This window comes from Bacillus sp. SJZ110 (genome assembly GCF_006715455.1).
In the GTDB taxonomy this organism is placed as follows: Bacteria; Bacillota; Bacilli; order Bacillales; family Bacillaceae; genus Bacillus; species Bacillus subtilis.
On record NZ_VFNF01000001.1, the window covers coordinates 745,857 to 760,727 of the forward strand.

15 protein-coding genes are annotated in these 14,871 nt (G+C 44.5%); 4 read left to right on the forward strand and 11 right to left on the reverse strand.

Annotated features, from left to right (window positions below; genetic code table 11):
- Positions 1-36 precede the first annotated feature (36 nt).
- Positions 37-672 (reverse strand): permease prefix domain 1-containing protein, encoded by a 636-nt coding sequence (locus FB592_RS03750; RefSeq protein WP_003227434.1) that lies wholly within the window; start codon positions 670-672, stop codon positions 37-39.
- Entirely contained in the window at positions 665-1,003 is a 339-nt protein-coding gene (locus tag FB592_RS03755) for a PadR family transcriptional regulator (RefSeq protein ID WP_003227432.1), read from the reverse strand. The genes FB592_RS03750 and FB592_RS03755 overlap by 8 nt, the downstream gene beginning before the upstream one ends.
- 143 nt (positions 1,004-1,146) lie before the next feature.
- On the opposite strand from FB592_RS03755, the gene FB592_RS03760 reads away from it, so the two are divergent.
- Positions 1,147-1,962 (forward strand): bifunctional hydroxymethylpyrimidine kinase/phosphomethylpyrimidine kinase, encoded by an 816-nt coding sequence (locus tag FB592_RS03760; protein WP_141949278.1) that lies wholly within the window; start codon positions 1,147-1,149, stop codon positions 1,960-1,962.
- An 89-nt stretch (positions 1,963-2,051) separates the two neighbouring features.
- Here the strand turns inward: FB592_RS03760 and FB592_RS03765 are convergent, their stop codons facing one another.
- The 3 genes from FB592_RS03765 to scrA form a co-directional block, all read right to left on the reverse strand.
- Entirely contained in the window at positions 2,052-2,300 is a 249-nt protein-coding gene (locus tag FB592_RS03765) for a hypothetical protein (protein WP_003243437.1), read from the reverse strand.
- 93 nt (positions 2,301-2,393) lie between these two features.
- Complete coding sequence (gene sacA / locus FB592_RS03770; protein ID WP_141949279.1) at positions 2,394-3,833, reverse strand: sucrose-6-phosphate hydrolase; 1,440 nt, start codon at positions 3,831-3,833, stop codon at positions 2,394-2,396.
- Positions 3,830-5,215: a PTS system sucrose transporter subunit IIBC gene (gene scrA / locus FB592_RS03775; protein ID WP_141949280.1), complete on the reverse strand. Its 1,386-nt coding sequence runs from the start codon at positions 5,213-5,215 to the stop codon at positions 3,830-3,832. Before scrA ends, sacA begins: the two co-directional genes overlap by 4 nt.
- A 301-nt stretch (positions 5,216-5,516) precedes the next feature.
- On the opposite strand from scrA, the gene FB592_RS03780 reads away from it, so the two are divergent.
- A complete protein-coding gene (locus FB592_RS03780; RefSeq protein WP_133954549.1) occupies positions 5,517-6,287 on the forward strand; it encodes a formate/nitrite transporter family protein in 771 nt (256 codons plus the stop codon).
- Between the two features lie 38 nt (positions 6,288-6,325).
- On the opposite strand, the gene sacT is transcribed toward FB592_RS03780, so the two are convergent.
- Both sacT and FB592_RS03790 read right to left on the reverse strand, forming a co-directional pair.
- Positions 6,326-7,156, reverse strand: a complete 831-nt coding sequence (sacT, locus tag FB592_RS03785; protein ID WP_003227423.1) for a sac operon transcriptional antiterminator SacT — start codon at positions 7,154-7,156, stop codon at positions 6,326-6,328.
- Between the two features lie 39 nt (positions 7,157-7,195).
- Positions 7,196-7,498 carry a hypothetical protein gene (locus FB592_RS03790; RefSeq protein ID WP_003222155.1) on the reverse strand — a complete coding sequence of 101 codons (303 nt, stop codon included), beginning with the start codon at positions 7,496-7,498 and terminating at the stop codon, positions 7,196-7,198.
- Positions 7,499-8,027: 529 nt separating this feature from the next.
- Between FB592_RS03790 and vpr the strand changes: the two genes are divergently transcribed.
- Positions 8,028-10,448: a serine protease Vpr gene (vpr, locus tag FB592_RS03795; protein WP_003227419.1), complete on the forward strand. Its 2,421-nt coding sequence runs from the start codon at positions 8,028-8,030 to the stop codon at positions 10,446-10,448.
- 37 nt (positions 10,449-10,485) lie between these two features.
- On the opposite strand, the gene FB592_RS03800 is transcribed toward vpr, so the two are convergent.
- The 3 genes from FB592_RS03800 to rodA all read right to left on the reverse strand — a co-directional run bounded on the left by FB592_RS03800 (position 10,486) and on the right by rodA (position 13,697).
- Positions 10,486-11,487 carry an LLM class flavin-dependent oxidoreductase gene (locus FB592_RS03800; RefSeq protein WP_032722719.1) on the reverse strand — a complete coding sequence of 334 codons (1,002 nt, stop codon included), beginning with the start codon at positions 11,485-11,487 and terminating at the stop codon, positions 10,486-10,488.
- 173 nt (positions 11,488-11,660) lie between these two features.
- On the reverse strand, positions 11,661-12,410 hold the full coding sequence (nfsA, locus tag FB592_RS03805) for an oxygen-insensitive NADPH nitroreductase (RefSeq protein ID WP_014478349.1): 750 nt from the start codon (positions 12,408-12,410) through the stop codon (positions 11,661-11,663).
- Between the two features lie 105 nt (positions 12,411-12,515).
- Positions 12,516-13,697, reverse strand: a complete 1,182-nt coding sequence (gene rodA / locus FB592_RS03810) for a cell shape-determining peptidoglycan glycosyltransferase RodA (RefSeq protein ID WP_003227413.1) — start codon at positions 13,695-13,697, stop codon at positions 12,516-12,518.
- Positions 13,698-14,191: 494 nt separating this feature from the next.
- On the opposite strand from rodA, the gene ywcE reads away from it, so the two are divergent.
- Positions 14,192-14,455 (forward strand): spore morphogenesis/germination protein YwcE, encoded by a 264-nt coding sequence (gene ywcE / locus FB592_RS03815; RefSeq protein WP_003227411.1) that lies wholly within the window; start codon positions 14,192-14,194, stop codon positions 14,453-14,455.
- Between the two features lie 41 nt (positions 14,456-14,496).
- Here ywcE and qoxD read toward each other — a convergent pair whose 3' ends face one another.
- Complete coding sequence (gene qoxD, locus FB592_RS03820) at positions 14,497-14,871, reverse strand: cytochrome aa3 quinol oxidase subunit IV (protein ID WP_003227410.1); 375 nt, start codon at positions 14,869-14,871, stop codon at positions 14,497-14,499.

Genomic DNA, 14,871 nt, shown 5'->3' on the forward strand with positions numbered 1-14,871 from the left:
CCTTTACATAGAAATTCTATGTATATACCTAAAAAATCAGACAAGCTGACGCCTGCCAATATAACAGCCCATTCGGCCAAATAACGGAAATAACAGCGTTGCAAAAGCACAAGTTCCAACAAACCAAGGTGTCAACAAGGATTGAAACAGCGCAGCAGGAATTACATTGAATAGAAAAACAAGCATAAAAATGACGTTTGGCACCATTGAGATCAGAATCGTATGTAGAACAAGCTTTTCTCCACGTTTTCCAAACTCCTTCACGCCTTGATACCCAATCAGCACCCAGTAGATCATATATGCAGCTAAGATCAGCCAAACAGAAACAGAAATGCCTTTCCATACTGCTTGAACAAACGGTGATTCAAGCCATACATGCATTATTGTAATCGCAATGCCGACAGCGAATAGGGCACTGTTACAGAAAAGATGGAACATCAAAAACGCACGGAACGTTACTGGCTGTATTTTCTTAAACGAAGAAACAATGTCAGTTGGTGTTCCAAACGCCTGCAATAAAGTCTGCATAGCTTCCTCCTCACTCTTTCCTTCCTGAAAAGAACGAAACAGATGATGTTCAATATGACTCTCAATCTCTTCTATCATCGCCTCACCCTCAGGAAGCCCTTTAAGCCCGCTTTTGATTTCGGATACATATGTTTCTTTATCCATTTTGTCCGCTCCACTTCAGTATTCGGTCCATCATGGCTGAAAATACGCTCCATTCCTTCGTGCGTTCCGCCAGCACTTCTTTGCCTTCGTCTGTAATCCGGTAATATTTGCGGTCCGGTCCTTTCTCCTGCTTCTCCCAGTAGGAAGAAATATATCCTTGGCGTTCAAGCTTGTGAAGAGAAGGATACAAGGTCCCTTCTTTCATCTGCAGTTCGTTTCCGCTGCGGCTTCCCATTTCTTTTACAAGCTCATAGCCGTACATCGGCCGCTCGTTCAGAAGCGTCAATACCAATATAACCGTGCTTCCCTTAACCAGCTCACGATTTAACATCTCAAAACCCCTACCTAGTTTTCTTATGTAGCATTTTACGAAAGCACCTTGAGATTGTCAAATGATTCCTATAGATCTTCTATATTGTGATACAGAGAAAATCTAACTATAATGAAAGACAAAACACGATGGAGGTTCAAGACATGTCTATGCACAAAGCACTCACCATTGCCGGCTCAGATTCCAGCAGCGGTGCTGGGATTCAAGCTGATTTAAAAACATTTCAAGAAAAAAACGTATACGGGATGACCGCCTTAACGGTGATCGTTGCGATGGACCCAAACAACAGCTGGGACCATCAGGTATTCCCGATCGATACTGATACAATCCGCGCCCAGCTTGCAACAATTACGGACGGCATCGGTGTGGACGCCATGAAAACAGGAATGCTGCCAACCGTTGATATTATCGAGCTTGCGGCAAAAACGATCAAAGAAAAACAATTAAAAAATGTGGTAATTGACCCGGTTATGGTTTGCAAAGGTGCTAATGAAGTCCTTTATCCGGAGCACGCCCAAGCCCTGCGTGAGCAATTGGCTCCGCTAGCCACTGTCATTACGCCAAACTTGTTTGAAGCCAGCCAGCTCAGCGGCATGGATGAACTAAAAACAGTTGACGATATGATCGAAGCCGCGAAAAAAATTCACGCACTCGGCGCTCAATATGTCGTTATTACAGGCGGAGGCAAACTCAAACACGAGAAAGCCGTTGATGTTCTCTATGACGGAGAAACAGCGGAAGTCCTTGAAAGCGAAATGATCGATACGCCTTATACACATGGCGCAGGCTGTACATTCTCAGCAGCCGTGACAGCGGAGCTTGCCAAAGGTGCGGAAGTCAAAGAAGCCATTTACGCAGCGAAAGAATTCATCACAGCGGCCATTAAAGAATCCTTCCCGCTAAACCAGTATGTTGGTCCTACGAAGCATTCTGCACTGCGCCTGAATCAACAATCATAAAAAAAGGGGCTGCCTTACAGAGAGGCAGCCCTTTTTAAATCACCGAAGACTTTTCACAGAAAAAACTGCCGATCCCATCGGCAGCCTGTTTATTTGATTTTTAAATTGTTTGCAGATTTCCTCAAAAATGTTTCTATCGACTGAACAAAAAGTGCATATTCCTTCATTTGTTCATATGCCCGCGTGAGAATTTCCGCCGTTTCACTGTGCGGCGTTGTTCCGCCAAGCATTTTTTTCAGCTGAAGCAGCACATCCTTATATTCTTCTCGCTTATCTTCAACTTGGTTAGCAGCCTTTTCCAAACATTCCGGTGTTATCTTCTGTTCATGTATATTCAAGAAAACAACTCCTTTTACAGAAAAAAATAGTAGGTTATCGTTGAAGAATAGCACAGATGGCTCAGATTTCACATAAGAAAATAGAAGGATTTTCTACATAAGTGTCCAAATTCCGACATTCATTTCAGATTTCCCGGTCGCACTGGCTGTTACTTCATGATTTCCCGGGAAAGGAAAATATCTTGCACTAAAAACCTCTTCTCCGTTATTCATAAAGATTTCCACAGATGACGCGTCGAGAAACATGTGTACGGTATGCAAATCCTTGATGCGGCAATGTCTCGCTTCTGTTCTTTTTCCGTCAAAGCTCTTTCGTTCCAGCGTAACAATCCCCTCGTCTTTATGGAAGGAAAACGTAGCCGTTCCGCGGATACTGATTGAAAAGCCAGACTCCGTATGAATGTCTTCCAGCAGAATCTCAGCTCTTTCAGGTTTTTCCACTGGAAGCGTACCAGATGATCCATGCATGTTGATGTGTATTTTTTTCTCATTTCTGCGCATGGCTTTTAGCTCAGGCAGCGGCTGCTGAATCAGCTTCTGGCCTGAAAGCGTCAGCTGTCTCGGCAGCGTCATGCAGTGAATCCAGTGATAGTCAATGGTCGGATGAGACCCTTCATCCTGATCAGGCACCGCCATCCATGCAAACAAAATCCGCCTTCCCTGATCGTCTTCAAGTGTTTGCGGCGCGTAAAAATCAAAACCTTGATCAAGCTCCGTAAATTCACCATGCTTCAGTTCAGGCTTGTTATAATCGAGACGGCCGACAAAATAACCTGATTGATATACGTTCTGATAACGGAAACCGTCAGCCTCAAGCCCTTGAGGCGAAACAATCAGCACGTCCGATCCTTGAAGGGAAAACAAATCAGGGCATTCCCACATGTATCCAAAATCGTCCAGTACGTTGAAGCCCGCGCCGGTTATCGGGCCAAGAAATCTCCACTCTGTCAGGTTCTCAGAAGCAAACAAAACAGCCTGCCCTTTCAAATTCTCTGTTTGCGCACCAATCACCATATACCATGTGCCTTCATGCTCCCATACCTTCGGATCGCGAAAATGCGCCGTATATCCTTCCGGAAGGCGGGCGACGACACCCTTTTTCTCAAAGGACAGCCCGTCGTCAGAAACAGCAAGGCATTGATACGTTTCCCGGTTTCCATCCTGATCCCTGACATTTCCTGTGTAAAACAGATAGAGCCGATCGTCTTTCGTGACAGCGCTGCCCGAGTAGCAGCCGTTTTTATCAAACCAATCACTCGGAGCCAGCGCAATCTCTTCCCGCTTCCAATTCACAACATCCTGTGTCGTATAATGCCCCCAAAATTTTGCGCCGTGCCCCGTCTGAAACGGCTGCCACTGAAAGAATACATGATAGCTGCCCTTCCAATACATCACGCCATTCGGGTCATTCAGCAGCCCAACCGGCGGCATGATGTGAAAATGCTGGCGGTGCGGATCGCTGTTAGCGATGGGCTCTTTTTTCTCCACTTCTTCGTAAGCACGGCGACGAAGCTCCTGGTCATGTGCTGTCATTTTTTCCTCTCCTCATCCTCATTAATCTTCATGACAAATGCTGCAATGAACGCTGACACTGCCGCAATCGCCATGCCAATCAGATAGTGAATCAAGTTGCTGAAGCCAAACGGAGCCGCAATGGCGATCATCGGAATTCCCGTTAACCCGTAAGCGTTTGCAGCTACATGTGTAAAGACGACATATGCTCCACCCAATGCGCCTCCGATCATCGCGGCGATAAACGGTTTTCGGTAGCGAAGATTGACTCCGAATATGACGGGCTCAGTAATGCCGAGAAAAGCAGAAAATGCTGCCGGAAGCGCGATTTCTTTTGTCTTTGCCTTTTTCGTCATAAAGAAGACGGCAAGACCTGCCCCGCCCTGTGCGACATTCGCCATTGACCAGATCGGCAGCAAGTAGTTTTTGCCTATGTCTGCAATTAGCCCCGCCTCAATCGCATGGAAGCTGTGATGAACACCTGTCAGCACGATGAGTGAATACGTGCCCCCGAAAATCAAACCTGCCACAAAACCGGCATGGTCATACACATAAGTTAAAGCAACCGTAATGCCGGAGCCAAGCGCTCTACCCAGAGGGCCAATCGCAATAAAAGCAACAAACCCGGTGACAATTACAGTAACAAAAGGTGTAACAAGCAAATCTACCGCATGTGGAACCACTTTTCTCGTCCATTTCTCTACCTTGCTCATTACATAAACCGCCAGCAGAACAGGGATGACAGTTCCCTGATAGCCTAGAAGCGCGATATCAAATCCGAAAAGATGCATATAATCAGGTGTCGCTTCAGCCAAACCCCATGGATTTAAAAGAGACGGATGAATCATGATTCCCCCGATGACCGCTCCCAAGTATGGATTGCTGCCAAACTCTTTTGAAGCGCTGACCCCGATTAGAATCGGCAAGAAAATAAATGCTGCACTTGAAAACATATCAAGCAGCTGAAAAACTGCAGAATCCTTGCTCATCCAATGAAACGCATTGATCATACCCAGCAATCCCATTAACAGGCCGCTGGCCACAATAGCCGGGATAATTGGGACAAAAATATTAGAAAGCGTTTTCGCAAATCTCGCAGCGGGATTCAGCTTTTCTTTTGCCGCATCCTGATGATTGACGTGTTCCTCACGCTCAATATCAGCTTCTTTAGAAAAAGCATCGAACACTTTATTCACAAGGCCTGTTCCGAAAATGATCTGGTACTGGCCAGAGCTGCTGAAAGCCCCTTTAACGCCATCAAGCTCTTCTACTTGTGCTTGATCTATCTTTGATTCATCTTTCATCACTAAACGCAGTCTTGTTGCACAATGAGCCGCGCTGATAATATTTTCTTTCCCTCCGAGAAGCTCAATGAGGCGTTTTGCAGTCTCTTTGTAATCCATCTATTTCTCCCCCTTTTATTTAAACAAAAAAGACCTAAAATTCGCCAACGAATAAAGGACACAGCGATCCTTTTTCATTTACGCAAATTTTAGGTCTTGCCTGCTTTACCAGTCACAATCCCGCTTATTCAGATTAAGAATACGCTTTCATCATAAATCATGACAGCGTTTTCGTCAACTATTTTTTTAGTTAAATAGTTTGATATAACATGTAGACAAAAATTCGTAAAAATTAATTGTGAAATACTTCACAATATCGTGCTATACTATGCTCAATCATGAATGAAAGCAGGAAAAGACAATGGAAACTCAAGCATTGCAAAAGGTTGAACAGTATGCTTTAAAAAAACAAAACATATTCGCTTCAAGCAAAATCCGTTATGTGCTTCGGTCCATTTTGGCCAGTATGTTTATTGGTTTTGGCATTACAGCCGCAAGCAAAACAGGCAGCTATTTCTTTATGGCTGATTCTCCGTTTGCCTTTCCGGCAGCCGCTGTCACTTTCGGGGCCGCTATTCTGATGATTGCTTACGGAGGCGGAGATTTATTTACCGGCAACACCTTTTATTTCACCTATACCGCGCTCCGGAAAAAAATCAGCTGGCGCGACACCCTATACTTGTGGATGTCAAGCTATGCCGGCAATTTAATCGGCGCCATTCTGTTTGCCATCCTGATCAGCGCGACGGGACTTTTTGAGGAGCCTTCTGTTCATTCCTTTTTGATTCATTTGGCAGAGCACAAAATGGAGCCGCCGGCTTCCGAATTGTTTTTCAGAGGAATGCTGTGCAATTGGCTTGTGTGCCTCGCCTTTTTCATTCCAATGTCTCTCAAAGGGGAAGGAGCAAAGCTTTTTACCATGATGCTTTTCGTTTTCTGCTTCTTTATTTCCGGCTTTGAACACAGCATTGCCAATATGTGCACATTCGCCATCTCGCTTTTGATCGAGCACCCTGATACAGTGACACTGATGGGAGCAGTCAGAAACTTAATCCCCGTTACGCTCGGCAATCTGACCGCGGGAATAGTTATGATGGGCTGGATGTACTACACACTGAATCCTGATCAATAAAAAAACTTCCAGAGATCACTCCCTGCAAGTCAAAGCGGTTATTCCGAGAGATCTTGAAGACGCTGGACATGCAGCGTGATATAGCCGGCCTCGGATTCCGGCAAATGTAATTGATATTCATTTTTCAAAAACTCCGCCAGCTCCAGCGCACATTGATAGGCGAATGAATACTTTTTTTGGATGAAATAAAGCATCTCCTCGTCCATACGATGGAGCGCTTCATTTGATTCCAACCGGCTGACCGCGTATCGCAAATGCGTGACAAGGCGTTGATAGGAAATGCTGTTTTCATCCACCTTTCGATTAAAGTATTGTTCTATTTTCTCTATCATTTCTTTGATCATGGTCGTATGCTTCAGCGCTGAATACATGCTCTCCGCATCCATCTTCGCCGTATGGATGTGAAGGGCAATATAACCCGCTTCATCTTCAGGCAGAGACACGCCCAATGTCTCTTTTACATGTCCGATCGCCCACAGGCCGATCTCATATTCTTTTTTATAGAGCGCCTTTATCTCATGCAGCAATTTATTCTGCACAAGCAGCCCATTTTGAATCCTTTCGATCGCAAAGGACAAATGGTCGGAAAGCGCGATATGAATGTGATCGCTCAGCGGCGCCGCGAGCTCTCCTTCCGCATAGCTGATGATATCCTCAGCTATTTCTATATGCTCCTCCGGCAGTGTTTGCAGGATTTGTTTGAACTTTTCATTCTCGTCGCGCACGACAAAGATTTTTTCCACTTTATTCATAGGGATGAGATCATTTTTCTTTTTTTGAAAAGCGATTCCCGGTCCCATCACGATTTTTTCCTGATCATCCTCTTTTATTAAAGCCGCATTGTTGTTTAATACTTTATAGATTTTCAAGAGGTTATCTCTCCCGCCAATTTGCTTTTGACTGGGATTTTACCTCCTTTTGACCGCCATGTAAAGATGCGGGCCCGCTCTCTCCTGCTTTGGCGATTCCTTGAAGGCTTGCAAACATCTTCTTTTATAAAGCGCGGCGGCTTTCGCTTTCTGCTTTTCTTCCTCATTCACAGCCATCCGCCATTCATAAAACGAAACGAGTCCTGCGGCCTGCACAGCCGCCTTTCTTTGGTATGTACGCTGAGCCGAATAGACCGCGGCAGCCGCAGTTTTTCTGTCCGGCGTCACCCAGTTCATCAAAAAGACCATCCACACCCGTAAAGATACAAGCAAACGTTTCATAGAAAAACATCCCTCCGCTTCTTTTTGGCAGGCAGCCTTTTTAGCAGCCCGTTTTCTCAGCCGCAGCCCGCAAGAAAAGACGGCCGATTTCTTTTCTCGCAAACTAGCGGCTCTAGCAAAACTCATGACTCTATGATAGACCGTGGAAAGAGAATTCTTTGTCACAATATGAGTGAAAAAACCAACTAGTTTTTAGAAGTTTTGTTGAAAGCTGAAAGAATTGAAATGAAAATTGGAGAACCGCTTTGAAAACTTTATACACAAGTTATCCCAAAGATAAGAACAACTTAATCACAAGAGATATCCACATGTCCACAAACTCTATCTATATTTTGTATACGAACGTATATTCCTAACTATATATATACACAGGTTTATTCACTTATACACAGGGTTCTGTGTATAACTCCTTCGTTATACACAAACAAAATCCAATAAATGGTCCAAATGACACAAGGATTTTTTTGAATTTTCAAGAAATATATACTAGATCTTTCACATTTTTTCTAAATACAAAGGGGGAAACACATTGAAAAAGGGGATCATTCGCTTTCTGCTTGTAAGTTTCGTCTTATTTTTTGCGTTATCCACAGGCATTACGGGCGTTCAGGCAGCTCCGGCTTCTTCAAAAACGTCGGCTGATCTGGAAAAAGCCGAGGTATTCGGTGATATCGATATGACGACAAGCAAAAAAACAACCGTTATAGTGGAATTAAAAGAAAAATCCTTGGCAGAAGCGAAGGAAGCGGGAGAAAGCCAATCGAAAAGCAAGCTGAAAACCGCTCGCACCAAAGCAAAAAACAAAGCAATCAAAGCAGTGAAAAACGGAAAAGTAAACCGGGAATATGAGCAGGTATTCTCAGGCTTCTCTATGAAGCTTCCAGCTAATGAGATTCCAAAACTTCTAGCGGTAAAAGACGTTAAGGCAGTGTACCCGAACGTCACATATAAAACAGACAATATGAAGGATAAAGACGTCACAATCTCCGAAGACGCCGTATCTCCGCAAATGGATGACAGTGCGCCTTATATCGGAGCAAACGATGCATGGGATTTAGGCTACACAGGAAAAGGCATCAAGGTGGCGATTATTGACACTGGGGTTGAATACAATCACCCAGATCTGAAGAAAAACTTTGGACAATATAAAGGATACGATTTTGTGGACAATGATTACGATCCAAAAGAAACACCAACCGGCGATCCGAGGGGCGAGGCAACTGACCATGGCACACACGTAGCCGGAACTGTGGCTGCAAACGGAACGATTAAAGGCGTAGCGCCTGATGCCACACTTCTTGCTTATCGTGTGTTAGGGCCTGGCGGAAGCGGCACAACGGAAAACGTCATCGCGGGCGTGGAACGTGCAGTGCAGGACGGGGCAGATGTGATGAACCTGTCTCTCGGAAACTCTTTAAACAACCCGGACTGGGCGACAAGCACAGCGCTTGACTGGGCCATGTCAGAAGGCGTTGTCGCTGTTACCTCAAACGGCAACAGCGGACCGAACGGCTGGACAGTCGGATCGCCGGGCACATCAAGAGAAGCGATTTCTGTCGGTGCGACTCAGCTGCCGCTCAATGAATACGCCGTCACTTTCGGCTCCTACTCTTCAGCAAAAGTGATGGGCTACAACAAAGAGGACGACGTCAAAGCGCTCAATAACAAAGAAGTTGAGCTTGTCGAAGCGGGAATCGGCGAAGCAAAGGATTTTGAAGGGAAAGACCTGACAGGCAAAGTCGCCGTTGTCAAACGAGGCAGCATTGCATTTGTGGATAAAGCGGATAACGCTAAAAAAGCCGGTGCAATCGGCATGGTTGTGTATAACAACCTCTCTGGAGAAATTGAAGCCAATGTGCCAGGCATGTCTGTCCCAACGATTAAGCTTTCATTAGAAGACGGCGAAAAACTCGTCAGCGCCCTGAAAGCTGGTGAGACAAAAACAACATTCAAGTTGACGGTCTCAAAAGCGCTCGGTGAACAAGTCGCTGATTTCTCATCACGCGGCCCTGTTATGGATACGTGGATGATTAAGCCTGATATTTCCGCGCCAGGGGTCAATATCGTGAGCACGATCCCAACACACGATCCTGACCATCCATACGGCTACGGATCAAAACAAGGAACAAGCATGGCATCGCCTCATATTGCCGGAGCGGTTGCCGTTATTAAACAAGCCAAACCAAAGTGGAGCGTTGAACAGATTAAAGCCGCCATCATGAATACCGCTGTCACTTTAAAGGATAGCGATGGGGAAGTATATCCGCATAACGCTCAAGGCGCAGGCAGCGCAAGAATCATGAACGCAATCAAAGCCGATTCGCTCGTCTCACCTGGAAGCTATTCATACGGCACGTTCTTGAAGGAAAACGGAAACGAAACAAAAAATGAAACGTTTACGATTGAAAATCAATCTTCCATTAGAAAGTCATACACACTGGAATACTCATTTAATGGCAGCGGCATCTCCACATCCGGCACAAGCCGTGTTGTGATTCCGGCACATCAAACCGGGAAAGCCACTGCAAAAGTAAAGGTCAATACGAAGAAAACAAAAGCTGGCACCTATGAAGGAACGGTTATCGTCAGAGAAGGCGGAAAAACGGTCGCTAAGGTACCTACATTGCTGATTGTGAAAGAGCCCGATTATCCGAGAGTCACATCTGTCTCTGTCAGCGAAGGGTCTGTACAAGGTACCTATCAAATTGAAACCTACCTTCCTGCGGGAGCGGAAGAGCTGGCGTTCCTCGTCTATGACAGCAACCTTGATTTCGCAGGCCAAGCCGGCATTTATAAAAACCAAGATAAAGGTTACCAGTACTTTGACTGGGACGGCACGATTAATGGCGGAACCAAACTTCCGGCCGGAGAGTATTACTTGCTCGCATATGCCGCGAACAAAGGCAAGTCAAGCCAGGTTTTGACCGAAGAACCTTTCACTGTTGAATAAGAAAAAGCCCTGCCGAATCGGCAGGGCTTTTTAAAGATCAGTCAGCAAACGCCTCCTGCAATAATCGATACGATCGGAGCTTATCTTCAAAATGATGCGTGATGGTCACCACCATGATTTCCTCTGTTTCATACGCTTTACTCAAAGCTAGCAGCCGCTCCTTAACCTGTTCTTTCGTACCAACAATCATTCGATTTCGATTATCAGCAATTCGTCTCTGTTCATAAGGAGAATACGTATTTTTCCGAACAGCTTCATACGAAGGAACTCCCTCTAAAGGAATACCCTGCTCTCCCGCCAAAAGTGTAAAATCAAGCACAGCCCCAAGCTCCTCTGCCTTCTCCTCTGTGTCAGCACAAAGAACAAAAACAGCAACTGCCGCTCGAGGCGTATCTCCTAACACAGACGGTTTGAATCGTCTCTTATACTGTCTGACAGTACCCTCTCCGCCCTCTCCATTGATAAAATGGGCAAACATATAGCCAGCGCCAGATTCAGCTGCGAGCAGCGCGCTTTCTCCAGATGAGCCGAGCAGCCACACATCCGGAGCCGTTGAAATATGCGGCGCAGCCGTCAGATTCGGAAAACGGTGTTTATCATCCGCCAAATCATGCAAATACATGGTCAGCTCCTTGATTTGCTGCGGATACTGATCAGCATTGCGCTTACCGCCGTCATTCAGCGCCCATGATGCAATCGGCATTCCCCCCGGTGCTCTGCCAAGCCCCAGGTCAATTCTTCCTGGTGTCAGCCCCTCCAGAACACGAAAGTTTTCAGCTACTTTATAAGCACTGTAATGCGGCAGCATGACTCCTCCTGATCCAACACGGATTCGCTTTGTTTTCGCTGCTATATGACTGATTAGCACCTCAGGACTGGACCCTGCAAGCCGTTTTGAAAAGTGATGCTCAGAAACCCAAAATCTCTTATATCCAAGGTCCTCAGCAGCTTGGGCAAGCGCAACGGTTTGCTGTAAGGCCGTTTCTGCATTACTGCCCTCTGATACTGGAGATTGATCTAATATACTTAATGAAACCATCCCTACCACCTCATCCTCATCGTATCACTGATCCCCTATTTTTTCTCCAAAGCCGCTCACACTGCTTATCAGTGTCCCCTATCATTCGCCATTTATTTGTGAAAGCATGTCCCTATTTGTCGGAATATGTTACACGTGAAACATAAAAACCCCTCCAGACGGAGAGGTTTGCTTTAGTTTTTATTAAAGCCCTTTTCTTTCACGTAGTCATTTAAATACGTACGCGGCTTTTGCTTCATAAAGTTCAGTATTTGATCGGACCACGTTTCTTCCCGCTGCCCGTTTGTTCTTTCTCTATAGTAATCAGAAATGGTTTTGTCATACGTATTCATAGTATGACGGAAATCGTCTGTGTTCACATTATACGTATTCTCATGATAAACGGCCTGCTTTGGCAATCTCGGTTTTTTGCCGGAAAGGTTCGCAGGATGGCCTACTGCCAGTCCGAAAAGCGGGAGCACATGGTCAGGCGTTTGCAGCACCTCTGTCACCTTGTCCAGTTCATTCCGAATGCCGCCGATATAGCAAATGCCAAGCCCCATGGATTCAGCGGCAATGCTCATATTTTGCGCCGCCAGCGCCGCATCAATCAAGCTAACCATAAACATTTCTGTATTCTCGAGCAGCTCAGAAATATGTTCACCTTTTTCCTCAGCCAGTTGTTGATGACGGTACAAATCCGCACAAAATACAAAAAAGTGTCCGTTCTTCTCAACGTAAGGCTGATTCCCAGCAAGCACGGACAGCTCACGTTTTTTCTCAGGATCAGAAACCCCGATAATCGAATATGCCTGCACATAGCTGGATGTAGACGCAGCCTGCGCACTTTTCACTAATGTATCAATTTCTTCAGCTGTCAAAAGCTGATCTGTAAAAGACCGGATTGACCGATGATTCAAAATGGTTTCGATTGTGTTATTCATCACAAAAACCTCCTTATCACTTTTTATCATATCTGAAAAAAAGTGATCTCAAAAGTGAAATGCTCTGCACAAAAAAAGACAGCCTCTGTAAAGGCTGTCTGGATATTAAGAATTAAAAAGATAACTTCTGTATTTCGTCAGCTGCACACTTGCATTATATACAATCCCAAATCCGATTAACGTGGAAAGTGTCGAGCTTCCCCCATAGCTGACAAACAGCAGCGGAATCCCGGTAACAGGCATAATGCCGATGTTCATTCCGATATTCTGGAATGTGTGGATCACAATTAACGCCGTATAGCCAACGCAAAAGAAAGAAGCGAAACGGTTAAACGGATGTATTTTGTCTATCAGAACGACAAGCCTGTAGATTAAAAAGAAGAACATGATGACAACTATTGCACAGCCTATAAAGCCAAATGACTCACCTATTATAGAAAAGATAAAGTCAGTCGTACTCTCTGGAACATAAACCTTCAAATTAGAAATACCATTACCTAAAATACCACCAGATCCTATTGCCATGATGGCCTGGTCAACTTGCCAGCTGTCATTTGAATCTTCCTGTGTCTCATTTGAAGCAGACACCCAAGAAGTGACCCGCTTAATTTGATAGTCCTGTATTCCAACTGATTTAGCAACGTCAGGAAAGTTTATCATTACTAATAAAATTAATGAAATGAGTAAGATACCTGAACCAGCTATGATCGCAATCAATTTCCAGTTTATCCCTGACATAAAAACCATTACAAGAACGATAAACATACATATTCCCGCAGTCCCAGCATCCTGCATCAAGATAAGACCTACAGGAATAACTGCGACACCCGCAATCTTTAATAACAAGTGGATATCATCCCTAAGCGTCCGAACTCCTTTAGGATTTGCTTTTCCAATAACTGAAGCAAGCATCATAATCAAACCAACCTTCATAAACTCTGACGGCTGTATTGTTATTCTACCGATCCTAAACCAACTTTTTGCCCCTTTAATAACAGGTGCAATAGACTCGGGACTGATTTTAAGAATAATCAAAGATAAAATACCAATGATAAAAATATATAAACTTAACTTTTCAAGCTGTTCTAAATCAAAGTACAAAAGAACTGTAATGGCAACAGCCCCCAAAAGATAAAACACAATTTGCTGAATCCAATCCGTGTTCCCATACTGCCCAAACTGACCGGCAGCATAAATTGATACTACGCTTATAATAAAAAACACACCAAATATAAAAATCAAATCCCCCTGGTAAAAGGGGCTTTGCTGTTTCTTATATCGACTCATTCTATCCCGCCTTACATTTTCATCGGAAAATCACTAATGTTTATTATACATGAACCACGTTCAAGATGACACGTGAAGCTCGCTTCCTTTTAAGTTTTTTCCGCACTTGTGGCGCTTTTCAGCTACACGAAATATGACGTATGATAAACCGAAATGTTTCGATTGACACAAAACTTTTCAAATGAAAAAAACGCCATACCAATAGAATTTGTTAAAAAACGAATGCGATAATGTGTTATGTTCCCAAATAATGTGATACCTCATATAGAAATAGCTAAAAATTCAGAGCCCCATGCCCATACATTCTCCTAGCACATTAAACGAAAAAATAAGACGATAGATCCAGTCCATTTCTGCAAAAACACGTATCAATTTCTGGAAAACATGGTATAATAATTGTAACAGAATGTTCAAAAAACAATCACAAAACAGACACAACTCAGTTCCTCTATTTCATTTTTGTAAACGTTATCACAAAATGAAAGGAGACGGGTATGATGGACATGTTTTTTGCTTACTTATTGGTTGCCAGCGCAACGCCTCTCTTTATTTGGCTTGATAACAAAAAAGTCGCACTCTCAGCTATTCCGCCAATCATTTTAATGTGGGTATTCTTCTTCTTTTACGCAACAGAAAGCCTTTCTCCACTTGGACACACTCTCATGATTATCTTGTTTGCCGTTAACGTCATTGTCGCTCATATCGCCGCATTTATCATTTACGGCCTTCCGTATCTTCGCAGAAAGCGAAGCAGCTGAAGACAGCAAAAAACCCTCTTCCACTGAAGAGGGTTTTTGTATTATTCGTTATGGCCTGAATGCTCTGAGTGTTCAGCGCCTCCAGGAGGATTTCCGTCCATATGGTCACCATGGTGATAGTGAGCCGCGAAAATCCAGATGGATCCAAGTACGATAACGATCGCGCCAAAGAATCCGAACAGCGTGTTTCCGACTTGGATCGTGCCGTTTTCGCTCTCTGTCATATGCATGAACATGAGAAGCTGCAGCGCCGCCTGAATGAAGGCGAAGCCGAAGATAATCCAAAGTTTTGCTGATGAGCTCAGGTCAGTATACACTGCAACCCATAGAGCCAGCAGGGTCAAAACGATAGACAGGATAAAACCTACAATGTGTTTCCATGGAAAGTGACTGTGTTCAGCAGATTTGTTTGCCAT